Raw genomic sequence first — 25,463 nt, forward strand, 5'->3', positions numbered from 1 at the left:
AAATTAAAGATAAGTGAACATCAGAACTTTACTTTGAAAATTCAAATTTCTGGGCTAATTCTTGCATAGTTTTCAAATCTTCTTCAGAAATTTTTTTTAGATTACCTAAAATTAAATTCATTCTACCAAGAGATTTTAATTTATCTCGATGACGGGCGATAAAATCCCAATAAAAGTAATTAAAAGGACAGGCTTTTTCTGTAAGGCGATCGCTTTTGTTATACTGGCAATTACTACAATAATCGCTCATTTTATTGATATAATTTGCTAAGGCTGCGTATGGTTTAGATGCTAACATTCCTCCATCGGCAAAGATACCCATTCCAATCACATTAGTTTGCATTACCCAATCATAAGCATCAATAAAAACACTGTGAAACCAAGACTCTATTTCTTGGGGATTAATACCAGTAATCAGGGCAAAATTAGCTAGTATCATTAATCTTTGAATATGATGAGCGTAGCCTGTTTTTTCGGTTTGAATTAAAGTTTGTTTGAGACAATTAAGATTAGTTTGAGAACTATCCCAAAAGAATTCTGGTAAAGGGCGATCGTGTTCAAACCAGTTATTTTGACTATAATCAGCATCAAAATGATAGTAAAGTCCATGCATATATTCTCGCCAGCCTAATACTTGTCTGATAAATCCTTCAACACTATTTAAGGGTAATTCTCTGTCATAGTAGGCTTTTTCTACTGCATTGATAACTTCTAAAGGTTGCAGTAAACCCAAGTTAAGATAAGGAGAAATTAACCCATGCCATATAGTATATTCTCCCGTGACCATAGCATCTTGATAAGTACCAAAGCTGGGTAAACATTCTGTAATAAAATGCTCTAAAACTTGTAGGGCTTGTTCTCTAGTAACTCCCCATTGAAAAGGAGTTATTTCTCCATAATTAGAAAACTGTTTTTCTTGTATCCAGTTAATTACTTCTTGGGTTATATTATCTGGTTCAAACCAGATTCTTTCTGGTGTTTCTAAATTCTTTTTAGGTGGCTTACGATTTTGTTTATCGTAATTCCATTTACCCCCTATAGGGTCTTTTCCAGACATTAAAATATTAAATCTTTTTCTGCCTTCTCGATAAAAATCTTCCATTAATAAGCGTTTACGAGACTTCGCCCAATCTTGAAACTCTTGGCGACTCCAGAGGAAATGATTATCGGGAAGAAGAGTGATTTTACAATCTAAACTTAAGCTTTGAATACGAGCTAAAAAGGTGCGATCGCAAGGAGTGGTAATTCTCAATTCGGTAATTTTATTTTTTTGAATCCACTCTTGTAACGGTGTAGCAAAATCCTCTGTAATAGCATAAGTAACTTGCCAATTATCCGCTTTTAATTCTTCAGCAAAATGACGCATTGCTGACCAAACTAACACTAACTTTTGTTGATGGTATGGTCGCTGTTTTACATAATTACTAGACTCAATAAAAATTACGGGAGTCTTTTCCTTTTGCTCGTGACAACTTTCTAGAGAAGACTGTAATCTATTTAAGCGATCGCCTAATATCCAAACGCCAACAACCATAATTAATCAAAATTAATAAAGGAGCAAAGCTCCTAGCTATAAGCCATAAGCTGTAAGCTATAAGCCAGTTAGAAGAAGTTTAAAACCTCTCCTAACTGTAGACTACTTTCATAAGTATTGTCAGAAAGAACGCACACCAAGAGAAGGCGGGGCTTTCTCTGACTTCGTAAATACTGATTTTATGCTGTTACTTTAGATTTAGAAAATACACCATTTTCATCTTCATCGTATTTTTCTTTGATGGTTGCCCAAGCTTTTTGCTCTGCTTTGGTTTCATCATCAGTTTCATCAAAAGTTGTATTGTAACTGGTAATAAAATCTTGCTGTGCTGCTTCAGAAAGGTGAGAACGAATTTCAGGAGATAAATCTTCTACTCCGTTACATTTACCAGGACAGGGACGAGGCAAAGTAGATTCATTAATGTGGATTTCTTCGCCACCACCGCTTTCAATTAGTAATTGGTATTCTCCTGTTTTATCGGCAGGTACTTCCGCCATCAACAAAAATTCTCCTGCTTTGACGCGAGTTTCATAGATTGCTGCTTTTTCGTCAGGCATTCCTAAAGTAGCTAGAGCCGACGCTAAACCTGCACCAGCACTACCCGCAATTGCACCACTAGCTGCACCAAGAAGTACGGTGGTAATAGGCCCAGCAGCCACTACAGAACCGATAAAAGGTATAAATAGTACTCCTACGCCAGTAAACAGACTGAGAAGAGAACCAAACAGAGAACCAAAAACAGCACCAGTACGCAAGCCACCCAAAATAACATCTTTTTTCGAGATAAAACCTGCAATACGAGTCTGAGACTGGAAATTTTGACCCATTACGGAAATACGATCTTGAGGTACGCCACGATCTATAAGGCGACGCACAACATTATCTACCTGTTTTTCTTCTTGAAGTACTGCGGTGATAGTTCGTTCAGCTTTGTATTCTTTACTCATATATTTCAATCCTTATTTTTATGTATTTACTGTCTGAATTTCGGCGATTAGCCATGTTTTACCAAGCCCTTCGAGCTAAAGTAATGTTCTCCCTGAAGGTCGAAGATTCGAGCAACAAAGAGACAAAAACATTACCAAAAATCTTGATTAAACTAATCACCAAGGTTAGAGGGAAAAAGCAAAGGTTTATGATTGCATTCTCTTTTCCCTTTAACCATTTACCTTTTTTTGTTTCCCTTTAAGAGAAAAAGGTTAATTATGCATTAACCGCAGGTTTAGTTTCTGTACCTGAGCGATCTCCACTACTGTTAAGACTTTCACCTTCAATAAAGGAACGTAGCATCCAAGCTATTTCTTCATGTTGTTCCATCAATCCTGTTAAAAAGTCCGCAGTACCTTCATCGTGGAATTCGTCACCACATTTGTCGATATCTTCTCTAAGGTTGCGAATAACTTGTTCGTGATCTTGCACTAAACGAGACACCATTTCATTAGCAGAGGGTAAATCATTAGGATGTTCTTTAAGGGTGCTGTATTCGATAAATCCTGCTGCTGTTCCCAAAGGATAACCACCTAAAGAGCGAATTCTCTCTGCTGCTGCGTCGATATTGACAGTGAGGGTATTGTAGTGTTCTTCCCATAGGGTGTGTAGAGTACGAAATTGAGGGCCTACTACATCCCAATGATACTTTTTAGTTTTGATCAAAAGTAAATAAAGATCGGCAAGGTCACGATTGAGTAACTCAATTACACCATGACGTTGCTCTTCTGTTAATCCAATGTTTAATGTAGACATAAAAATTTTTGATTGCTTCACTTCCCCTTCATTAAAACAATTCCAAAGGCGATCGCACATCTATATTGAGAAGGAATTTCTTACTTGTTTCTATCACTTTGGATATAGTTACAAAGAAATAATCATCAACTAACTTCTTGAGTTTTAATTATACTACAAGCTAGTTTCAGGTTTGGACCACAAAACTTTCTCGATTTCATCCCGACTTTTTCCCGATTCCCCTGTAAATTTAGACACAAATTAATTAAGAGAAATTAATTATGCACGGGACTTGACAATTTTAGCTCTTTCATAACGAAGAAAGGTAGTTTGAACTTAATCCGTAATCTTTGAAAGGCGATTTATTTCCTTATAGGTCACTGAATTTTGCCAAGTCGTGTAAATTAAGCCAACAATCAGTAGATGTCAAATCCCAACCCCTCCTTAAAAATCCAAGTTAGCCATTCCCGTAACTTTTTGTCTTGGTTGAGCGACCAACAAATCTCTTTAGCCTTAACTACCTACCAAAGTTCTCGCTTGATGTTGGTGGGAGTCAATCCTCAAGGGCAGTTTTCTGGCTTTGAGCGCATCTTTGACCGCGCTATGGGGCTTTATGTGACTCCAGATAGTCAAAGACTGTATCTAGCTTCTCGCTATCAACTATGGCAATTAAATAATGTTCTCAGTCCAGGACAACTTCACAACCATTATGATAAGCTCTATGTCCCCCGCATTGGTTACACCACAGGAGATCTCGATCTCCACGATCTCGCGGTAGATAGTCAAGGGCGGATTATTTTTGTCAGTACTGTGTTGAACTGTTTAGCCACAGTCAGTCATCAGCATAGCTGTCTTCCTTTATGGAAACCATCTTTTATTAGCAAAGTAATCAATGAAGACCGTTGCCATCTCAATGGGTTGGCAATGGTGGAGGGAAAACCAGCTTATGTTACTGCTTGTAGTCAGTCTGATGTAGTAGGTGGTTGGCGAGAAAAAAGGAAGACTGGAGGTTGTGTCATCGATGTTGCCAGTAATGAGGTCATAGCGACTGGTTTATCGATGCCCCATTCTCCGAGATGGTATCGAGATCGGCTATGGTTGCTCAATTCGGGAACGGGGGAATTAGGTTATCTCGACAGGAATAAAGGAGAATTTCAACCCGTAACTTTTTGTCCAGGCTATGTCAGAGGATTGAGTTTCTCTGGTAATTACGCCATTGTTGGCTTATCTCAACCGAGAGATGAAACTTTTATGGGGTTAGAACTACAAACCAGATTAGCCGAAAAAGAGGTCTCTCCCCGATGTGGAGTGATGGCGATCGATTTGAGTACGGGAGCAGTGGTGGAATGGCTCAACTTTACAGGAGAGGTGAGGGAGTTATACGACATACAGGTCTTACCAGGAGTCCAACAGGCTACTGCTTTGGGTTTCCAAAGCGATGAAATCAGCCGTTTTTTAACCCTGGAAGCGATGGCAGATTAATTTTGAACAATTTATTCATTTATTTTTGAGAGGAAAATTATCATGGTGACATTTGAAAATGCGGTTAACTTTGCCGTAGGAAGTACTCCAGTTTCAGTAGCCATAGAGGACTTTGATGGGGATGGCAACTCCGACCTTGCTATTGCTAACCTTAGTGATGACAATTTATCGGTTTTGTTAGGAGATGGCAGTGGCGGTTTTACGACTCAATCTACCTTCGCCGTGGGAAATACTCCAAATTCAGTAGCCGTAGGGGATTTTGATGGAGATGGCAACTTCGACCTCGCTACTGCTAACCGTAGTGATGACAATTTATCGGTGTTGTTGGGAGATGGCAGTGGCGGTTTTGCCGAGCAATCTACCTTCGCTGCGGGAAATGCTCCAGGTTCAGTAGCAGTAGGCGACTTTGATGAAGATGGCAACTCCGACCTCGCTACTGGTAATATTTTTGACAAAAGTGTATCGGTTTTGTTAGGAGATGGTAGTGGCGGTTTTACGACTCCATCTACTTTCGCCGTAGGAAATGAGCCAAATTCAGTAGCCGTAGGGGACTTTGATGGGGACGGCAACTCCGACCTTGCTAATGCTAACCGTACTAATGCCAGTGTATCGGTGTTGTTGGGAAATGGCAGTGGCGGTTTTACGACTCAATCTACCTTTGCTGTGGGAGATTTTCCAAATTCAGTAGCCATAGGGGACTTTGATGGGGATGGCAACTCCGACCTTGCTACTGCTAACGGTGTTGATGACAATTTATCGGTTTTGTTAGGAGATGGTAGTGGCGGTTTTACGACTCAATCTACCTTCGCCGTGGGAGATAATCCATATTCAGTAGCCGTAGGAGATTTTGATGGGGATGGCAACTCCGACCTTGCTACTGGTAACAGGTATGATGACAATATATCGGTGTTGTTGGGAGATGGCAATGGCGGTTTTGCGACTCAATCTACCTTTGCTGTGGGAGATCGTCCACGTTCAGTAGCCGTAGGGGATTTTGATGGGGATGGCAAACCCGACCTCGCTATTGCTAACAGTAGAGATGACAATGTATCGGTATTGATCAACACTACCAGCACCCCACCTACCATTACCAGTGCTGACACTGCTAGCATCTTAGAAAATCAAACCGCAGTTATCGATATCAACGCTACCGATGACTCGGACAGCGAAGGAAGTGGCTTGACCTACAGCCTCACAGGTGGAGAGGATCTAGCACTGTTTAACTTGGATTCCAATACGGGAGAATTAACCTTTGCTACCGCTCCTGACTTTGAGAACCCTGAAGATGCCAATGGTGATAACGATTATCTAGCTCAAGTCACCGTTACCGATTCTGAAGGCTTGACTGGTGTTCAAGAGTTGACAGTCACCGTCACCGATGTTGATGAAACACCAGATAATGACTTGGTGACATTTGAAAATGCGGTTGACTTTGCTGTAGGATCTCGTCCAAGTTCAGTAGCAGTAGGAGACTTTGATGGGGATGGCAACCTCGACCTCGCTAATGCTAACGATATTGATGACAGTGTATCGGTGTTGTTGGCAGATGGCAGTGGCAGTTTTGCCGAGCAATCTAATTTCGCTGTAGGAAATAATCCAACTTCAGTAGCAGTAGGAGACTTTGATGGGGATGGCAACTCCGACCTCGCTACTGCTAATCCTTTGGATGACAATGTATCGGTGTTGTTGGGAGATGGCAGTGGCAGTTTTGCCGAGCAATCTACCTTCGCTGCGGGAAATGTTCCATTTTCAGTAGCAGTAGGGGACTTTGATGGGGATGGCAACTCCGACCTTGCTACTACTAACTATTATAATGATAATGTATCGGTGTTGTTGGCAGATGGCAGTGGTGGTTTTGCTCCTCTATCTACCTTCGATGTGGGAGATCGTCCAAGGTCAGTAGCAGTAGGGGACTTTAATGGGGATGGCAACTCTGACCTCGCTACTTCTAACGTTAATGATGACAATGTATCGGTGTTGTTGGGAGATGGCAGTGGCAGTTTTGCCGAGCAATCTACCTTCGCTGTGGGAGATACTCCAAATACAGTAGCAGTAGGAGACTTTGATGGGGATGGCAACTCCGACCTCGCTACTGCTAACGCTTTTGATGACAATGTATCGGTGTTGTTGGGAGATGGCAATGGCAGTTTTGCGACTCAATCTACCTTCGCTGTGGGAGATGGTTCACGTTCAGTAACCGTAGGGGACTTTGATGGGGATGGCAACCCCGACCTCGCTACTGCTAACGTTATTGATGACAATGTATCGGTATTGTTGGGAGATGGCAGTGGCGGTTTTGCCGAGCAATCTACCTTCGCTGTGGGAGATGCTCCAAATTCAGTCGCAGTAGGAGACTTTGATGGGGATGGCAACTCCGACCTCGCTACTGCTAACCGATTTGATGACAGTGTATCGGTATTAATCAACAACACTACCAACACGACCAACACCCCACCTACCATTACCAGTGCTGACACTGCTAGCATCTTAGAAAATCAAACCGCAGTTATCGATATCAACGCTACCGATGACTCCGACAGCGAAGGAAGTGGCTTGACCTACAGCCTCACAGGTGGAGAAGATCTAGCACTGTTTAACTTGGATTCCAATACGGGAGAATTAACCTTTGCTACCGCTCCTGACTTTGAAAACCCTGAAGATGCCAATGGTGATAACGATTATCTAGCTCAAGTCACCGTTACCGATTCTGAAGGCTTGACTGGTGTTCAAGAGTTGACAGTCACCGTCACCGATGTTGATGAAACACCAGGTAATGAATTTATTGTCGGCAGCGCACAGGATGATACCCTCATTGGGGGCGAAGGAGACGATACTATTCTGGGCTTAGAAGGCAACGATTTCCTCTTTGGTGGTTCGGGCAACGATAGTCTTCTTGGCGGAGAAGGTGACGATCTTCTCGATGGTCGTTTTGGCTTCGATAGTCTCGATGGCGGCTTGGGGAATGATACCGTTACTTATGATTTTTTCTCTGGTAACGTTAATGCCAATTTAAGGACTGGTGAGGTAAGTTTCCCTGGGGATTCAACCTCTACCGATGAAACGATTACTAATGTCGAAAATCTCATTGGTGGCTCGGGGAATGATTCACTAGTAGGGAATAGTGCCGACAATAGTTTAGAAGGTAACTTAGGTGATGATACCCTCATTGGGGGCAGAGGAAACGATACTCTTATTGGCGGATTCGGCAACAATGTTTTCCAAGGTGGTGGGGGTGCAGACACTTTTGTAGTTGGCAATGATGGAATTGATATTATTAATGACTTCAACGTACAAGAAGGAGACGTAGTAGAAATTAATTTGTCTGTGTTTGGTGCAACTTCTCGCAATCAATTCGCTTTTGACAGTCGTGATGGTTCTCTATCTTATAACGGTACTCAATTTGCCAGTATCGAACTAGATTCAGCTTCATCTGCTTTCGATCCCAGTCAAAATATCAACTTTGTCTAACAGTTTGAATCGGAATTACAGTAGCCGTACAAATAAAAATTAATACCCCAAATATCGAGGGCGGACACCGAAAAATGTTCGCCCCTTGATATTTTTGGCACTTGCACCGAAGGAGAATTAACATCAGCCATCAGCAAAAGACGACCATGATTAATTTTGTCTGCTGCGTGTTTTTCCGTCGTGGTTAATTTTTTGAGTGATTTTTGTTCTGCTTTGGTTAATTGACATCCTCTCTGTCCTAAAAGAACAGAGATTCCTAAAACAGACTTAACTGCTTATAGGTAGTTGACGGTTCACAGAGATTAGCTACTAATGTAGTCTTATTATCTCTCCCGCGTCCGTTTTTAGTCTCGGATAGCCCACCCGCGACTTTTATATTTATTGCAGCGCAAATATCCCTATCATGATGCACGCCACAATTTAAGCACGTCCATTCTCGAACGTTAAGCTTTTTCTTGCCACCATTAAAACCGCAGTTACTACATTTTTGAGAAGTAGCCTCCCATCTATCAATTACTACTAATTGACGATTATATTTATCACATTTAGCTATTAGTAATTGCCTAAAAGAATACCATCCAGCATCGCTGATTGCTCTAGATAATTTGCAGTTTTTAATTAAATTTCCTACTGCTAAATCTTCAATCGCTATTGCTTGATTTTCGCTGACTAAGCGAGTTGTTAATTTATGTAGAAAATCAGTTCTTGAGTCTTTTATTTTTGCATGAAGTTTTGCTAGTTTCAACTTAGCTCTTTTTCTGCGGTTAGAATCTTTTTTACATCTTGATAACTTTTTATTAGCTTTTTTGATACGCTTAAGCATCTTCTTATGTAGTCGAGGATTTTCGATTTTTTCACCATTACTTAAAATGGCAAAATGGCTTAATCCTAGATCGATCCCAACTGAGGAGTTTGTTGCAGCAAATATTTCAGGTTCTATTTCTACAACAAAGGAGGCAAAATATCTATTAGTCGTATCACGGGTAATAGTTACGCTTGTAGATTCTGATGGTAGCTGACGAGTTACTACCATCTTGATGTGACCTATTTTAGCTAGTTTGACTGATTCACTGTGTACTGAAAAACCACCAATTCTGTATCTAGCTGTTTGCCTAGAGTGCTTAGATTTAAACTTAGGTTCACCTACTTTTTTACCTTTACGCTTACCTTTAAGACTATTAAAGAAATTGCTATAAGCTTGTTTTAAATCTCTAAAAGATTGTTGTAAAGGTATATTGCTAACTTCAGATAACCAGTGCCTCTCTTCAGTTTTTTTAGCTTGAGTAATTACTCGTTTATCAACATCTTTGGTATGAATCCCTTCTTTTTTATAAATAGCTAGTGCGTCGTTCCAAACAACTCGATTACATCCGAATTGCTTTGCCAATTGGATTCGTTGATTGGAGTTTGGATCAATGCGATATTTAAATCTAGCTTTCATGGTATTATTTTATAATAATTAAAAGCCTGTTTATATAAAGATTTTGTATCTAAAACTTATCTAAAAAGTCGTCGTTCACGACGAGGCTTGTAACCCATTATTTTCGGTCAACAATATATTTCTTGGGCATCAATTTTTAGGCAATCGTATTTTACCTAAATTATATTCAAATAACCCATCATTAATTAATTGACCACTACTTAGATGCGCGAAATTAATTAACAACCACCGACTAAAAAGAATTTGTGGTTTTAGCCCGACTACTAGGGAGAATTGTTCTACCGTAGCGACGAGCATATACTTGAGTTAATTCTGCGCCAAACAGTAAAATTTGTGCTGAATAAAATACCCAAGTTAAAAATACAATCAAAGAGCCAGCAGCACCATAAGCAGAGCCTAAACTACCTCTACCTAAATACAAACCAATCAGATATTTACCCAAGCTAAATAGCAATGCTGTAGTAATTGCTCCTACCCAGACATCTTTCCAGCGAATTGTAGCATCGGGAAGATATTTGTAAATCAAGGCAAATAGTACTGCAATAAAGCCAAAAGAAACCCCAAAATTAAGTGCTTCCCAAAAAGAAGTCAAACCAGGAAGGAGATCGATTTCTAACTTACTGATACCAGATAGTACAGCACTTAATATTAAAGACACTAACAACAAAAAACCGATCGCCAGTACCATACCAAAAGATAACAACCGCTTGCGAATGAAATTCCAAATTCCCCCTTCAGGTTTAGCTTTGACATTCCATACTGTATTGAGAGCTTCTTGTAATTGAGCAAATACCCCCGATGCACCAATGAGTAAAACTACAACGCTAATAATAGAAGCAACACTACTAATTTCAGGCTGATTGGCATTATTAAGAGCCATCTCAATTGCTTGCGCTCCTTGTTCTCCCACTAAACTATTGATTTGTTCGAGAATTTCTCCTCTAGCCGTTTCTTGACCAAAAACTGCACCCACAATGGCGATCGCAATTACTAATAAAGGAGTAATCGAAAACACCGTGTAGTAAGCCAATGCAGCAGCTAGTAATGAGGCTTTATCGTTTTGCCACTCTTTGAAGGCTTCTTTTAAAAGACTAAAAATAGTTTTTATTTTACGCATTATATAGAGATTTATGTATAAATAATTGTCCGCTATTTTGCAGTGTGTGATTAAAATTGACATCTACCTCAAGTAGGACAAATTACTGTCTCAATAGCATAAACAGATAATTGTTGTGTTTTTATTTCGTTCCTACATCGTTAATTTTTAAAAGTAATATAGACCCGTGATACCACTATAAATAGGAGAGATATTTGGGAACTCACTATGATAAATTAGTAAAGCTGTTTAGAATTACTTCTCTTTTCTCCATATAATCATCATGACCAAACAATATCGTGTTACCTTGCTTCCTGGTGATGGCATCGGCCCTGAAATCATTGCAGTAGCGGTAGATGTCCTCAATTCAGTAGGGAAACAATGCGATATTGGCTTCGAGTTTAACACAGCTTTAATTGGTGGGTCTGCAATTGATGATACTGGCGAACCCTTACCCCAAGAAACTCTCGATACCTGTAGTCAAAGTGATGCGATTTTGCTAGCTGCTATTGGTGGTTATAAATGGGATAATTTACCCAGAAAACAACGTCCCGAAACAGGACTTTTAGGCTTGAGAGCAGGTTTAGGACTATTTGCTAATTTACGCCCTGCAACCATTCTTCCTCAGTTAATAGACGCTTCTACCCTCAAAAGAGAAGTAGTAGAAGGCGTAGATATTATGGTAGTTAGAGAGTTAACAGGGGGAATCTATTTTGGTCAACCCAAAGGTATTTTTGCCACCGAAACAGGAGAAAAACGGGGTGTTAATACTATGGCATATACAGAAGCAGAAATTAATCGCATTGTGAAACTTGGTTTTGAAACTGCTCAAAAACGCCGTGGTAAACTATGCTCTGTAGATAAAGCCAATGTGTTAGATGTTTCCCAAATGTGGCGCGATCGTGTTATGGCAATGGCAGCAGATTATCCTAATGTAGAATTGAGCCATCTTTATGTCGATAATGCAGCAATGCAGCTAGTCCGCGCTCCCAAGCAATTTGATACTATCGTTACGGGCAATCTGTTTGGAGATATCCTTTCTGATGCAGCAGCCATGTTAACAGGTAGTATTGGGATGTTACCCTCCGCCAGTTTAAGTGCTGATGGCCCTGGAGTCTACGAACCCGTACATGGTTCAGCACCAGATATTGCAGGACAGGATAAAGCCAATCCCTTGGCACAGGTTTTAAGTGCTGCAATGATGTTACGCTACGGTTTAAATGAGTCATCCGCCGCAACCAAAATCGAACAAGCTGTAACTAGGGTGCTAGATGCTGGCTATCGTACAGGAGATATCATGTCTGAAGGAATGACTGCGGTAGGTTGTCAAGGCATGGGTGAAGCATTACTCCAAGTTTTAGAAAATTAAAAATTAGGAAATTTACGCTAGTAATGGGCGTTGTTGCACAATGGAGCTTTAAGAAGATAAAAGCTACTGAGTTCAAAACTCCAATCCTTTGCGTTGTCTATAATCGAGTAGGGTCGTCTACCCTGTTTGATTGGCAAGCAAGCTTATAGCTCGGAAGCTCCGCTCCTTTATAATTTTATTAGTTAGTTGAATTTCTAATCTTTACTAATCGTGTTTACAGATTTATTAAACCTTCCTCTGGATAGAGATCGCGCAAGTCAGTCGGATCAGATATTGAGTTTGAGTAACATGAGTTGGTCTGATTACGAACGATTGGTTGAAACAGATATCGATTATAGAGCATCTTATTTGAATGGAGTAATCACAATCGTGTCTCCCAGTAGAAGTCATGAGAGGATAGCGGAAATTATTAATGGTTTAATTAAAACCTATTGCCGTAAATATAATTTGGTCTATTTTCCAATGGGTTCGACTACTCTTAAAAATCCTCCTCTGGCTGGTAAAGAACCCGACCACAGTTTTGCTTTTGAGACAGATAAATCTCTTCCCGATCTGGCGGTAGAGGTTACATATACCAGTGGTGGAATTGCAGATTTAGAAAAGTATAAGTATTTGGGAGTGCAAGAAGTTTGGTTGTGGAAAAATAACGAAATTACGTTTTACCGTTGGGTCGATTCAGAATATGTAGAAATAAAAAACAGTATGGCAATGCCCAAGCTGTCTTCTAGTTTTTTGATTGCCTTTATTAACAGAGGATTAACAGAAACACCCCTGACCATTGAAGAAGATTTTTATCGGCAATTAAATTAGTAATCGACCTATCTCGTCATAACACTTACCATTAAAATATTATTGGTTTTCCCTGTTTATTTTATCAATAGTTATTAAGCGATCGCTGTTGCTAACCAATTGGGAATTGATCTGAAATAAAAATGAAAAGTGGGCATTACCCCACCTCATTAAATTAAAGATTAGAAATTGCACCTCTTGCCATATCTGCGATCGCTCTATCGTTAGCTTTTGGTAAGTGGTAGTATGTACCTCCTGCTTGTTTGGCTAGCTCTTTACCGAAGCCAGTAGTCACAAAACGGCTTTCTGTATCAATTAACAGCAATTTCATGCCCATAGCACGAATTTTTCCCGCAATATCTAATAATTCCTCTTTTATATTGGGTTTTGGTGCGTCTTCTTCGGTCGGTTCACCAAGGGAACGAGATAAGGGTATATTACCTCTACCATCAGTGATTGCCACAATTACTACTTGTCCAATATCTCCTGACATCTGTGCATTGATACCCACATTGACAGCTTGGGTTAAACCATGAGAGAGGGGAGAACCACCACCACAGGGTAAGGTTTCTAATCTACCCCGCGCCATTGTAATTGAACGAGTGGGAGGTAACAGCACATCTGCTCTTTCTCCACGGAAGGGTATTAGAGAGATTTGATCGCGGTTTTCATAGGCTTCTGATAGAAGTTGCATTACTGCACCTTTAGCTGACTGCATTCTATTGAGAGCCATTGAACCAGAAGCATCTACGACAAAAATAATCAGTGAACCAGCTTTCCGCGCCATGCGTTTAGAACGTAAATCGCTTTGTTCGACGATTACTTTGCGATCTGGATTGCGTTTCCTTCTCGCTTTTTGATATGGTGCTGCACTACGCAGGGTAGCATCTACGGCAATCCGTTTAACTTTCCCTTTAGGTATCATGGGTTTGATATAGCGTCCGCGATCTTCAGAAAAAATCAAGTTACGCGCCCCCGATTTACCCTGACGCTGCATAGTTTGAGCAAAAGTAAGTACTTCAGGATCGAGTACTACTCCTTCGATGTCAAACACAAATTCATCGGGAATTGCAGGTGGTTCTTGTTCTTTGTCTTCTTCTTCCTCTTCTTCTTCTGGTTCATCTTCGTCGTTATCGGGTTCGCTATCATCTTCTGGTTGTTGCTGTTGCGGTGGTGGTGGGGGAGGTTGGGGTGCGTCTTCTGGTGGTGTTTCGATAGTGGTAGCACGAGGAATAATTACTAACTCTACTGCTTTGCGTAAATCGTCTGCGGTAACGTTATTTCTCCCTTCTAAGGCTGCTGCTGCTTTAGCTACTCTCACTGCAAATAACTCGGCGCGATGTCCCTCAACACCTCCCCTTACGGCTTCTTGTACTAGGTAGAGAATCTGATCGTGGGTGATTTCTACTTCTTTTAACCATTCCCGCGCCAATATAATATCGGTTTTAACGCTTTCGATTTCGTCTTGGTAACTTTTAAGAAAGTCTTGGGGAGAGTTACCATATTTAATTGCTTGATTTACAGCTTCAATTCTTTGTTCTAAAGATAATACACTATCTGCGGATAAAGCGATCGCAATTCGATCTAAAAGGTGTTCCCTTAAATTCCCTTCTTCGGGGTTATAGGTAGCAATCAAAATCGGTTTGCAAGGATGCTGAAAGCTAATACCTTCCCGTTCGATGACGTTTCTTCCTTCGGTTAAAACAGTAAGTAACTGATTGGCTATTTGGTCATCTAACAGGTTAACTTCATCAATATACAGTACTCCGCGATGGGCTTGTGCCAATAACCCTGGTTGGAACACTGGCTCACCTCGCTTTACCGATTCTTCCACATCTACCGAACCTAACAATCGATCCTCAGTAACTCCTAGAGGTATCTGCACAAAAGGAGAACTAATAATCTGGGTGGGAATATCTTCTAACTTGGTATCGCCATACTGGGCTACTGTATCATCATCCCATTGACTAGGTTGGCTCGGATCGCAATTGTAGAGAGAATCTTTGATAACTTCAATAGGCGGTAGTAAATCGTGAATTCCCCGCGCCATCACAGATTTAGCCGTTCCACGACGACCAGCGATCGCAACTCCTCCCAATTGAGGATCGATAGCAGCCAGTAATAATGCAAGTTTAATAGATTCCTGTCCCACTACAGCAGTGAGGGGAAAATTGAGATTGACGGGTTTAGTAGTTACAGCAGACATCAAAAAGCGTATAAGTAAAAAAGCTTAGTAGTCTTTTACTTTAGTGTATTTTGGGGTTTTAGTTCAAAAGGTTAATGCTCACGCAAAGTTATTATTATCAAGATATTGCGATCGCTTGGTAATCTAGTAGGTATAATTCAGTTGTAGAAATCATTAAACAGTGAATATGAAAAGACAAATGAGTATCGAACAAAAAATCGAGCGCGAATTACAAAAAATCAACTCAGATCCTAAGAAACCTCATAAAATCAGACATCTTACACCAGAAGAGAAAAAAGATTTTATTGATAGTTTAATAACTGATGATGAAGACTGGACAGAAGAAGACGAAATTAAATATCAAAGAGTGATGAAAAGATTACAACGGTAAATTTTATTAATGGAATCTCAGCAAATAATTTTATTAGATAAACGACTAACGCTAAGGATATTGCTAAATTTAACTATCTCGGTATCAAAACTTGGGATTGTAAACAAGCAGTTATAGATGCTGAATATCAAGAATTTAATTTTTATCAATATCAATGAATAGCTTTTTTGTTCTTTAAACCCATGTTTCTTACTGCTGCTCAAATTTATGACTTGCTAATTGAAAACAAAATTACTAACAGTTTTGGTAATATCAAGTTTGAATTTTTAAATCTCTCAGTTAACATCAGAGAAAAGAGTGCTATTGGCGATCTTTTTCAAGAATGGTTTGCTCAATGGTTAGAAACTAATGATATCGAGTATAGAACACCAACTAATACTCAAGAGTTCCCTGATTTCTTACTAGACTCTCAATCCAATATCAAAAACTTATTAGAAGTCAAGACTTTTGATTATAGTCGCTCTGCAAACTTTGATGTGGCAAATTTTGAGGCTTATAATCGTTCACTAAGAACCCAAGCATATCGTTTAGATGCTGATTATTTAATTTTTGCATATCTTCTTCTAGATGGTCAGTTTAAAATTGAAAAACTTTGGCTAAAAAAGATTTGGCAAATAACTGGTAAATCTGATAAATATCCTATGAAATGTCAAATTAAACAAGGAACTATCTATAATATAAGACCTGTTTCTTGGTATTCCCAAAGAGCTAAATTTAAACCATTTAACAATAGACTAGAGTTTGTAGAAGCTTTACATCAAACTCTTATGAAATATCCTAAAACGCAGGTATCAAGTAATGATTGGTTAAATTCAGTATTGCAAAACTATTTGTCTCATACTGGACAAAGATTGTAGCTTTGATTGGGGATTGAAATCAACTTTTGTATGATAATTCTTCCAGCAATTTCTTCTACTACAGGAACAACAACAGTATTACCTAATAGCTCGAAAGCTTTCGTTATTGGTAAATTAATTTGGTAATCTTCTGGAAATCCAAATAGCCTTAAGCCTTCTCGAATAGTAAGTTTTCTGATACCCTTTCCATCTACTACAGCTAATTTACCCATATCAGTTGCGACTAAAGTTGGTGCGATACCGTTAGGATCGAGTATCTTACTAATTTCAAAGCTTAATTTTCCTACAATAATATTGTATCCTTTTGGTAAATCTTTTCTATATTGTCTTTTTTTGATAACTTTGCCATTATTGTTAATTGTTTCTACTAAATCTTTAGGATGTTCAAATTTCAAATATCCCTTTGCCACTAGATCATCTAACATTTTCTGAAGCTCGCTAGATTCAAACAAATTGTTAGTGTTATAAAATGTTGATATTTCTTCAACTGTTAAAGGCATTCCATCCATCCATTTTATTCCCTTTTTTTCTGCCCATATTTTTCTTCTTCTTTCTTTTAGTAATTTATTTAATAAATTTTTCTGAGCTTGATTAACTTTACCCTTTAATTCAATATCCCAGCTATGTATATTATCATTACCACCTCGTTTATCTTTAATAGCTTTTCCATAAAGATTATCAATTGGGTAATGAGCTAAAATTCGTTTAGTTAAATCTGTTTGTAATATGGGTTTCCCGATTTCAAATATATCTTTCAGAAAAATTGCTTTTTGACTAGAAAAGTCTAAAGAGACAGGATGATTTTTATTACCTGTTATATAAATTCTTTTTCTATCTTGAGGAATTCCAAAATCTTTAGCATTTAGAACTTTCCAAGTTATATGATAATCTAGTTTCCCTAATCTATTTAAAATTGTCGTTAGAGTTCTACCACGATCGTGTTTAACTAAACCTTCTACATTTTCTAATAAAAAACCAAAAGGTTGTTTAGCTTCTAGTATTCTCTCAATTTCAAAAAATAAAGTTCCTCTAGTATCTAAAAAACCTTGTCTTGTTCCTGCTGTACTAAATGGTTGACAAGGAAAACCAGCTAAAAGAATATCAAATTCTGGAATTTTTGTTGTGGATATTTGAGATATATCACCATAAATACTATTATCTAGAAAATTTTTTTGATATGTGGCGATCGCGTGTTCTTTAATTTCAGAAGTGAATACACATTTTGCAGAGACTCCCATTTTGTGACAAGCATCTTCTAAACCCTTTCTCATTCCCCCAATACCAGCAAACAAGTCAATAAAACGAACGCAATTAGTCATTACTTCTAACAATTAATCTTGAATAGAGTGATTACAATAAGTAAAAGCATACTTCATATGAACAAAATATGGCTAAAACATAAGAGTCTCACTTCATAGTCTTATATTTGTAACTATTTTAAAGCACACTGAAACTAAGTGTAGCTCAACTATTACAATGAAAATAACAAATATCCATGAAGCTAAAACCCATCTATCTCGTTTAATTGAATCAGTAATAGCTGGAAAAGAAGTTGTCATGGCAAAAGCAGGGAAACCATTAGTTAAATTAATACCTTTATCCTTCAAAATTGTAAGTTCTCCGATCAAAATTATTTCGTAGATCGGCAAAGTCTAAATACAGCATAAGAAACTATACTAACTTAAAAGCTATTGTATAGAGATCGCAGAAAATAGTCAAAAAATCTCCCAATTATCTCAAATCAAACAACTTTTAAAGAGCTACACTATCAGAATAATAATTATAGTTAGCTCTTTTCAATTCCCAAGTTAAATAACTGTCTCTCCGCTTCCATTAGAACTTAACACTAATGATTCTGAGTTTGGCTCATCAAATAATAAGTTATCAGCATCATTTAAAGTGCTATTTCCAACTCCACTTTGAATAACATCATTATATTCAACCACCAAACGAGGTTGATTTCGACCTTCAGAAGAATCGAAATCAACACCATTAGAACCAGTAGGCAAGATTGCCCAACCAAAGTTACTATCTGAATTAGCTTGCCAATCTTGGAGACTATCAGTAACATCAACTGATAGTACACCAGTAGCAACTGAACCTGTTACAGCATCACTAGTTCTAGTTGCTTCTATATCATTGGCTTGAATTCCATCTTCCAAGCTATTCCAAGTATCTGTGTCAGACCAATCTTGATTCATACGGTGAAATTCGATGCTACTTCCACGATTATCTACATCCAACTCTAGTCGAGCAGATACAATTTCACTATTAGAGGCAATTTGTCCTGTTTGATCGCCAAAAATATTCTCAAAACGGATTAAACCTTGAACTTCTCCACCTCTATCGCGACCATCAATGTTGAGAGAATTTGCATTAGAGTTATTGGCATTAGGAGAACCTTCTTGAAGAAAAGTATCTACTGTCCCCGAATAACCGTTGACTCCCTGTTCAAAAGTTGTCTGAACTGTTTGATTGGGGTCGGGGTCGGGGTCGGGGTCGGGGTCAGGATCGGGGTCGGGAACGGGATTGTCGTAAACATCAAAGGAATCAATAACTTGACCATTGTCAGCAGCGACATAATCAACCGTTAGGCGATCTTCCGTTACGGAGATCAGGCTAAAACCATGTTCCGATTTAGGATTCGTACTACCAGAGAAACCCTCTGCTACAAACGGAGCATCATCAAAATCGCCACTACGAATGCTCTTACCTCCCATTCCAGAGACGACCTGAACTACACCTGCCCCTTTTTCATATTCCTTGTCAGTATCGCGAACAAAGGTAGCATCATTACCGTTATATCCTGTAAGAGGATAAGTCCAACCGTAAGTATGAGAATGCCCAGTAACCAATAAGTCTACTCCTGCTGCGTTCAGGCGAGGTATCATCTGACGATAGTAATTGTCACCTGGATCTTCACCTTTATCAGGAACACCACCTACAGGATGATGAGCAAAAACAACTTTCCACTGGGCATCGGATGCTTGTAAATCAGCTTCAGCATAATCAAGCTCTCTGTCTAATGCCGATGAGTTGTTAAGGGTATTGGTATCAATAGTTGTGAAGTGAACATTCCCATAGTCAAAAGAATAGGATTTTTCGTCAACTGGGGCTGCATTGGGTTCGGGCAGCACATAATTATCTAAATAAGGCTGACCATTGTTAGTCCTAGCTTCATGATTGCCAATCGTCGCATAATCAATGTGTTCGGTTGCCCAGTCTGTCGCTTCTGGGGCATATTTGGGAGAAAAACGAGCGTCGAATTCTGAATGAGTACCACTATTGTAGGCACTATCGCCCAAGAGTAAGGCGAATTTTGCATCTGAGTTATTGATTTGCCCCTGTACTTCTCTAAATCCACTGTTGCCTTTGATGTATGCAGAATCTCCATAGGCAGCGAAAGTAAATGGAGTAGTATCACCTGGAGCTAGCCTAGTTTCAAAGCTTTCTTGATAAGTATCGATTAAAGAGCCATTTCGGAGATGTTGTACTCGATATTCGTACTCTGAGTTATAGTCTAAGCCAGTAATGGTGGTGGAGTGATTTGTACGATCTCCAGAATTGGTATCAAGAGATGCAGCGGTAGGAGCTTCCTGCCAAGCTTGATTAGAATTTGCAGGTCGATATTCGACTACAAAAGAATCGCCACTGTCGTTACCAACAGTTTGCCAGATTAGAGCAGCCCGATCGTTCTTATCTCCTAGTTGAGCATTACCAATCTGGAGACGTGGAGTTTGATTAATTGTAAAAGCCATAATCGATTAAACTAAAATTTACATTTTCGTTTGTTTCTATCTAAAATTAGTATCATTAATTAGATAATTTTTGGTTAACTTTGATTAAAAATGAGTAATTTTTATTGGTATTTTTTTAAGGCTATAAACTTCCTGTTTTATAGATTTTGAGAGTTTATTTTACAATCTTAATAATTCCTTAAAGAAAAAAATAAAAGTTTATATATCAAAAAATATTTGTCGGACACTTAATCCGTGCTGTAAAAACATTAAAGCAAGTCAAAAAATATTTTGTTTAATAAAATACAAAAATGGTGAGGTGTTGTTAACTATTTGTAGCTTAATAAAATTAAGAAAAGGTAGTCTAATTTTAGAAATAGTTAAATATTCAAATTCTGAAAAAACAATTGAGGTAATTAAACATCATAGTTTTGGTCTAGATTTGCCTTGAGTGACCTCTAATCATAATTAATAGTGACCTAAAAGTAGTCTTTGGAAGTTATATAAGAGGCTAAAACTAGGGTTAAATTTCTAATAATTTTATCTCTCTTGAATTCGATTATTGATTGATTTTTGTCTAATCCTTTGGAAGAGATGAGTATTTATTACTAAACAGCATAAGAAACTATCCTAACTTAAAAGCTCTTATATAGCGATCGCCAAAAATAGTCACAAAATCTCCCAATTATCTCAAATAAAAATAATCATCCCTAGTTCTTCCCGATCGCTTTCTAGTTTAAACAAAAGAGCAAAATCATGACTCTTAACACTCAATTTAAGCGTCCAAATAATATTGATAATAAGACTAATGGATATTAAAGAATTATTACAGCAATATGCAATGGGAAAACGAGATTTTAGGGGTATTGATTGTTTTAATAGTTACCTTGGTTGGTTGGATTTGCGAGGAATCAACTTAAGTAATGCCAATCTTAGTTTGGCAATTTTAGAAGGAGTCGAGCTTACCGCAGCTAATCTCAGCAAAGCTAATTTATCTCGTAGCGATTTAACTGCTGCTAACTTATACAAAGCCAATTTACGCGGTGCTAATTTACAGGGTGCAGACTTACGAGGGGCAGAATTAGCTTATGCTAACTTACTAGGAGCAGATTTGAGATGTGCCAGTCTGATAGGAGCAGATTTGAGTAATGCAATCCTTCCTGATGGTTCAATGATGCCAGAGCGTACGATTATTCAAAAAAGAAAAGCGATCGCTTAATAAGAAAACAATCAAAAATAAAGAAAATTAAATTAATTGTTAATTGTCGATCTTTAACTGTTAATTATTAGTTATTAATTGCTAATTGTATAGATGATCAAAAAACGACTGAGTTATTGTGCTTTAGCGATCGCTATTTCTCTACTAGCTATTGCTTGTAATTCTAATACTGAACTAACAACAACCAGAGTTGCACCAGTTTCTTTATCTACAGAAGAAAATGTCTTACAACTTTGGTGGGATAAAGGCTACAACCCAGAAGAAGATGAAGCTCTCAAAAAATTAGTCAAAAATTGGGAGCAAGAAACTGGTAATAAAGTACAAATTAATTTTTATACTTTGGACAAGCGTTCTGAAAAACCGCAAAGATTTCTACAAGGAGGTATTACTCCCGATATCTTTATTAGTTTTAAAGCCGAAAGCACTCTCAACCCTAGTTTGGCATGGGAAGGAAAACTAATCGATGTTAGCGATATTGTCGAACCAGTCAAAGAAATTTATGACAGTGGAGCATTAGAAACTGCCTACTACTACAATAATGTTACCAAAAAAGGTAGTTACTACGCAGTCCCGATTCATAGAGGAGCATTACATCTCTATTATTGGAAAGATTTACTCGAAAAAACTGGTCGTACAGAAGCCGATATTCCTCAAGATTGGGATGGTTTTTGGCAATTTTGGCTTGATGTCGGAGAAGACTTAAGAACGAAACACCAGCAGGATATTTATCCCATAGGTTTACCCATGTCTGTAGAAGCAGGAGATACCTATCAAGCCTTTGAACACGTTTTAGAAGCCTATAATGTCAAGATTGTTGATGCAGAAGGCAATTTATTAGTAGACGATCCTCAAGTACGTCAGGGAATTATTAACTGTCTGGATTGGTATACAAAATTCTATTTACAGGGATCTGTTCCTCAAAATGCGGTGAATTGGAATAATGCTGCTAATAATCGCTTGTTTCTCAATCAGGAAATCTTAACCACTACTAACGCGAGTCTTTCAATTCCTGCTGCATTACGCCACGATCCTGATGCTTATCGTAATAAGTTGGGAATTGTGGAATTACCCAATAAACCCAATGGCGAACCGATGCGTCATATTTTTCTAGTAGAACAGGCGGTTATTTTTCATGATGCAACCAATCCAGAAGTAGCTAAAGACTTCCTGACTTATTTAACAAAGCTAGAAGTAATTAATAACTTTCTCAAAGAATCGGGAAGACATTCCCCCGCTCATAAATCTGCGTATAAAGATCCCTACTGGACTAATCCTAACGATCCTCATACTTCTGAAGTTACAAAAACCCTAACTAAAAGTAAAATTCGCCCTATTTATCCGACTAACAGTCCAGCTTATAGTATCGTTCTCAAAGAAAATATTTGGGGTCAGAGTTTAGAAAACATCGTGCTAAATAACGTTACCCCAGAACAAGCAGCCGATAAAGCGATCGCCAGAATTAAAGAAATTTTCGCCGAATGGGAAAATTAATTGTTGGTGGTTGGGGTTTATTACTCATACAAAATTGATTCAAAGCAAAGCTGTCCGACTTCAATTAATTGATTAGCAGCAGTTTCATCAGTTTCTGCTTTAGCATTGAGTTCTTTAAAAGCTTCTAAAGAATATTGCTGTTGAAACTCTGTCAAGGTACAGTCACAGAGCTTTTTAGCCTCTGGTTCGGCTAATCCTTCTGCCAGAGAAGTATTCATGCAATCTTTCATATACTGTTGAGTATACTCTGGGGGATAGGTATGTGAAGGTGTTTCTGCTGAAGCAGGAAAAGTAGCCAAAGCAAAAACCATTGTTCCTAATCCGTAGCTGAGTAAAGATATCAAGATTCTCAAATTAAATTTCCTCTGTAATTTACTGTTAATCACAATTTATTAGCTATAGATGAAATGAAAATCATCAAAGTTCCTCAGATAAACGTTTCAACTAACGATTATTACTTTGTGAGTAGGAAAATAGGGAAGTAGAGAAGTGGAGAGTAATTATCGAACATTCCAATAAGCAAAGAAGGCTTATCCGAAAAGTATTGTGATACGAATAACCACTAACCATCTTGTTTTAGTTAGCAGAATGCTCTGGACTGCCAAAAGTAATAGTATCGCGTTGATAATCTGGTGGTTCGACGTGAATCAAAACTCTGATAGGACTATATGTCGCTTTAAGGCGTATTTCTACTTCTTCTGTTATTTTGTGAGCTTCAGCTACATCAGTTGCATTAACGATTAAATGCATTTCTACAAAAACTTGTTTGCCCACTACTCCCCGTGAGGCTATATCATGACAGTTAATTACTCCTGGGACTTCCATCACAATCTGATAGATTGCTTCTGGTGAAATCGCAATTTTATCTACCAACCAGGGTAAATTATCTTGTAGCACTTCCCAACCACTACGAAAAACTAAAATAGCAACGGGAAAAGCCAGAATAACGTCTATCCAGTTCAATTGAGACAAATTCCAAGCGGTTGCTTGCCATACTCCTATTAAACCAGCCATTACTAATACAGTGACCCAAATATCACTCATCGTATGTTTGGCATCAGCAATTAAAATCGAGCTATTAATTTTGTAACCTACTTCTCGCTCATAAAATGCGACGAAAACATTAATCCCCAGCACTACTAATAAAATCCATAACTCTTCAGAAGAGACAGCAATCGAGTGATTCTCACCACTAAAAACTCGCTCTATAGCTCCTTGAAGTATTTCAAAACAGGCAATACCTAAAAAAGTAGCAATACCCAACGCACCTAAAGCTTCAAATTTTTGATGTCCATAAGGATGTTCTCTGTCTGGTTGGGGAGAAGAAAAGTTATTAGCGACTAAACCTAATATGTTGTTGGCACTGTCTGTAACGCTGTGCAAGGCATCGGCTTGTAAGCTAAGAGAGCCTGTTGAAAAACCCACTATCGCTTTGAGTATCATTACTAAAAGATTGAGGAGCAGCGTAATTCCTAAAACTTGGCGAATTTTGGCACGATTGTCTTTCATTGAGAATGAGTCAGAGTAGCAGCTACTCTATATATCATAAGCAGAAAAACACTGTAAAGCCTTTATCTGTAGAGGTTACACCATTCTTAATGAGAAAGAATATTAGTAGTTTTTGATTAATTATTGCGATTTTTTTGATAAAAAATTAAAGTTTATGTGGTTATTCAGTAAATTTGATAGTATCGCTGGTGATAGCTTCTAGCATTAACTATATTGCATTAATTTTTATCTTATGAATCAATTTGCTCTCAATTTAATTCAAGGTTCTGTCAGAATAAACTTTACCCCAGAAGCAGCCCAAAATTTACAACGAGAATTATCTACTTTGATGCAAAGTCTCAAAGCAGTGGCTATAACAACAGGAGAAAGGGGACAACGTCCTCAACCTCAAGCTACTATGGAATACCGCTACACTGGGGATGTTTTTTTAGAAGTCTTTTGTAACCCCAATATTTATCCCAGTCCTTTTGCTGCGAAAGTTCTTTTAACTATTAGGGATGATAAAATCCGTCTCACAACCGAAGCAGAACTAACTCAGTTATTGGAAGATATAGATCGCTATTTAGAAAATAACTGATAACAAAATTATTCGCATCACAATTTGAAATCAATAAACGAATAAATGAATAACAACAATCTTTCCCAAATCGTACAACATGGTTTTCGGGTTGCTGTAGGCGCAGTAACTTCTTTGGTGGAAACTGCTCAAAATCAAGACAAAAGAAGTGAAGCTATCTCGGAGCTTCAAATGGAATTAAATCAAAAAACCAGAGAATGGGCAGTTAAAGGAGAAATAACGGAACAAGAAGCCAGAAAAATTTTGGATAATTTGCTGCGTCAAAGAAACGGACAACAAAATTCTGCTGATAGCGATCGCCACACCAATAACACTGGCGAAGAAAATATTAACTCTGGTTTGCAAGAATTAAAAGACGATCTGATTGCTTTGAGGATTGAATTAGCTAAAATGCGCGAGTCTCAAAAGTAATTTAATTGGTTACACTTTACGGCGTTGCTGATTTAGCGAACGAGTGCGCGACAGCTTCGCTAGTCCTTTAGGGGTCTTGGGCGGGGCTTACAAGTTCTGCCGTGAAACGACAGAATCAGCCCCTTGGGTTTCCCTCAATGAGCAACTCGTTCAAGACAGGTATGAAACCGATAGTAATACTGTTC

At 38.4% G+C, this 25,463-nt stretch carries 20 protein-coding genes and 1 pseudogene; 11 read left to right on the top strand and 10 right to left on the bottom strand.

The window, feature by feature from the left end:
* Positions 1 to 28: 28 nt before the first annotated feature.
* From H1P_RS02010 to H1P_RS02020, 3 genes are all read right to left on the bottom strand, one after another.
* A complete protein-coding gene (locus H1P_RS02010; RefSeq protein WP_144863629.1) occupies positions 29 to 1,534 on the bottom strand; it encodes a cryptochrome/photolyase family protein in 1,506 nt (501 codons plus the stop codon).
* Positions 1,535 to 1,713: 179 nt separating this feature from the next.
* Positions 1,714 to 2,481 carry a ChaB family protein gene (locus tag H1P_RS02015; protein ID WP_144863631.1) on the bottom strand — a complete coding sequence of 256 codons (768 nt, stop codon included), beginning with the start codon at positions 2,479 to 2,481 and terminating at the stop codon, positions 1,714 to 1,716.
* A gap of 256 nt (positions 2,482 to 2,737) precedes the next feature.
* Positions 2,738 to 3,277, bottom strand: a complete 540-nt coding sequence (locus H1P_RS02020; protein ID WP_144863632.1) for a Dps family protein — start codon at positions 3,275 to 3,277, stop codon at positions 2,738 to 2,740.
* Between the two features lie 402 nt (positions 3,278 to 3,679).
* On the opposite strand from H1P_RS02020, the gene H1P_RS02025 reads away from it, so the two are divergent.
* Both H1P_RS02025 and H1P_RS02030 read left to right on the top strand, forming a co-directional pair.
* Positions 3,680 to 4,738 carry a TIGR03032 family protein gene (locus H1P_RS02025; protein WP_144863634.1) on the top strand — a complete coding sequence of 353 codons (1,059 nt, stop codon included), beginning with the start codon at positions 3,680 to 3,682 and terminating at the stop codon, positions 4,736 to 4,738.
* A 42-nt stretch (positions 4,739 to 4,780) separates the two neighbouring features.
* Positions 4,781 to 8,206, top strand: a complete 3,426-nt coding sequence (locus H1P_RS02030) for a beta strand repeat-containing protein (RefSeq protein WP_144863636.1) — start codon at positions 4,781 to 4,783, stop codon at positions 8,204 to 8,206.
* Positions 8,207 to 8,462: 256 nt separating this feature from the next.
* On the opposite strand, the gene H1P_RS02035 is transcribed toward H1P_RS02030, so the two are convergent.
* Positions 8,463 to 9,647, bottom strand: a complete 1,185-nt coding sequence (locus H1P_RS02035; protein WP_144863639.1) for an RNA-guided endonuclease InsQ/TnpB family protein — start codon at positions 9,645 to 9,647, stop codon at positions 8,463 to 8,465.
* A 232-nt stretch (positions 9,648 to 9,879) separates the two neighbouring features.
* Positions 9,880 to 10,764: a YihY/virulence factor BrkB family protein gene (locus tag H1P_RS02040; protein WP_186375796.1), complete on the bottom strand. Its 885-nt coding sequence runs from the start codon at positions 10,762 to 10,764 to the stop codon at positions 9,880 to 9,882.
* Between the two features lie 262 nt (positions 10,765 to 11,026).
* On the opposite strand from H1P_RS02040, the gene leuB reads away from it, so the two are divergent.
* Together leuB and H1P_RS02050 are read left to right on the top strand one after the other, a co-directional pair.
* Positions 11,027 to 12,112, top strand: a complete 1,086-nt coding sequence (leuB, locus tag H1P_RS02045) for a 3-isopropylmalate dehydrogenase (protein WP_144863641.1) — start codon at positions 11,027 to 11,029, stop codon at positions 12,110 to 12,112.
* Positions 12,113 to 12,322: 210 nt separating this feature from the next.
* The gene (locus tag H1P_RS02050) at positions 12,323 to 12,922 is read left to right on the top strand and encodes a Uma2 family endonuclease (RefSeq protein WP_246141432.1); all 600 of its coding nucleotides are present in this window, start codon (positions 12,323 to 12,325) and stop codon (positions 12,920 to 12,922) included.
* A 154-nt stretch (positions 12,923 to 13,076) separates the two neighbouring features.
* On the opposite strand, the gene bchD is transcribed toward H1P_RS02050, so the two are convergent.
* Entirely contained in the window at positions 13,077 to 15,107 is a 2,031-nt protein-coding gene (gene bchD / locus H1P_RS02055; RefSeq protein ID WP_144863643.1) for a magnesium chelatase ATPase subunit D, read from the bottom strand.
* Positions 15,108 to 15,273: 166 nt separating this feature from the next.
* Between bchD and H1P_RS02060 the strand changes: the two genes are divergently transcribed.
* Positions 15,274 to 15,477 carry a hypothetical protein gene (locus tag H1P_RS02060; RefSeq protein WP_144863646.1) on the top strand — a complete coding sequence of 68 codons (204 nt, stop codon included), beginning with the start codon at positions 15,274 to 15,276 and terminating at the stop codon, positions 15,475 to 15,477.
* Positions 15,478 to 15,659: 182 nt separating this feature from the next.
* A complete protein-coding gene (locus H1P_RS02065) occupies positions 15,660 to 16,334 on the top strand; it encodes an NgoBV family restriction endonuclease (RefSeq protein ID WP_144863648.1) in 675 nt (224 codons plus the stop codon).
* Here H1P_RS02065 and dcm read toward each other — a convergent pair.
* Positions 16,313 to 17,653, bottom strand: coding sequence for a DNA (cytosine-5-)-methyltransferase (gene dcm, locus H1P_RS02070; protein ID WP_144863650.1), 1,341 nt, complete (start codon positions 17,651 to 17,653; stop codon positions 16,313 to 16,315). The genes H1P_RS02065 and dcm overlap by 22 nt on opposite strands.
* A 157-nt stretch (positions 17,654 to 17,810) precedes the next feature.
* Between dcm and H1P_RS02075 the strand changes: the two are divergent.
* Positions 17,811 to 17,936: pseudogene (locus tag H1P_RS02075) on the top strand (type II toxin-antitoxin system Phd/YefM family antitoxin); the annotation flags it as partial.
* Between the two features lie 206 nt (positions 17,937 to 18,142).
* On the opposite strand, the gene H1P_RS02080 reads toward H1P_RS02075, so the two are convergent.
* Positions 18,143 to 20,092: a DNRLRE domain-containing protein gene (locus H1P_RS02080; protein ID WP_144863652.1), complete on the bottom strand. Its 1,950-nt coding sequence runs from the start codon at positions 20,090 to 20,092 to the stop codon at positions 18,143 to 18,145.
* 787 nt (positions 20,093 to 20,879) lie between these two features.
* On the opposite strand from H1P_RS02080, the gene H1P_RS02085 reads away from it, so the two are divergent.
* On the top strand, positions 20,880 to 21,290 hold the full coding sequence (locus H1P_RS02085; protein WP_144863654.1) for a pentapeptide repeat-containing protein: 411 nt from the start codon (positions 20,880 to 20,882) through the stop codon (positions 21,288 to 21,290).
* 93 nt (positions 21,291 to 21,383) lie between these two features.
* On the top strand, positions 21,384 to 22,781 hold the full coding sequence (locus H1P_RS02090; RefSeq protein WP_144863656.1) for a sugar ABC transporter substrate-binding protein: 1,398 nt from the start codon (positions 21,384 to 21,386) through the stop codon (positions 22,779 to 22,781).
* Positions 22,782 to 22,801: 20 nt separating this feature from the next.
* Here H1P_RS02090 and H1P_RS02095 read toward each other — a convergent pair whose 3' ends face one another.
* Both H1P_RS02095 and cdf31 read right to left on the bottom strand, forming a co-directional pair.
* Positions 22,802 to 23,134 carry a hypothetical protein gene (locus H1P_RS02095; protein WP_246141435.1) on the bottom strand — a complete coding sequence of 111 codons (333 nt, stop codon included), beginning with the start codon at positions 23,132 to 23,134 and terminating at the stop codon, positions 22,802 to 22,804.
* Positions 23,135 to 23,357: 223 nt separating this feature from the next.
* The gene (gene cdf31 / locus H1P_RS02100; RefSeq protein ID WP_144863658.1) at positions 23,358 to 24,290 is read right to left on the bottom strand and encodes a CDF family zinc efflux transporter Cdf31; all 933 of its coding nucleotides are present in this window, start codon (positions 24,288 to 24,290) and stop codon (positions 23,358 to 23,360) included.
* A 232-nt stretch (positions 24,291 to 24,522) separates the two neighbouring features.
* Between cdf31 and H1P_RS02105 the strand changes: the two genes are divergently transcribed.
* Positions 24,523 to 24,867, top strand: a complete 345-nt coding sequence (locus H1P_RS02105) for a hypothetical protein (protein WP_144863660.1) — start codon at positions 24,523 to 24,525, stop codon at positions 24,865 to 24,867.
* A gap of 45 nt (positions 24,868 to 24,912) precedes the next feature.
* The gene (locus tag H1P_RS02110; RefSeq protein WP_144863662.1) at positions 24,913 to 25,278 is read left to right on the top strand and encodes a hypothetical protein; all 366 of its coding nucleotides are present in this window, start codon (positions 24,913 to 24,915) and stop codon (positions 25,276 to 25,278) included.
* Positions 25,279 to 25,463 lie beyond the last annotated feature (185 nt).

The sequence above is a fragment of the Hyella patelloides LEGE 07179 genome (genome assembly GCF_900659865.1).
Taxonomy (GTDB): domain Bacteria; phylum Cyanobacteriota; class Cyanobacteriia; order Cyanobacteriales; family Xenococcaceae; genus Hyella; species Hyella patelloides.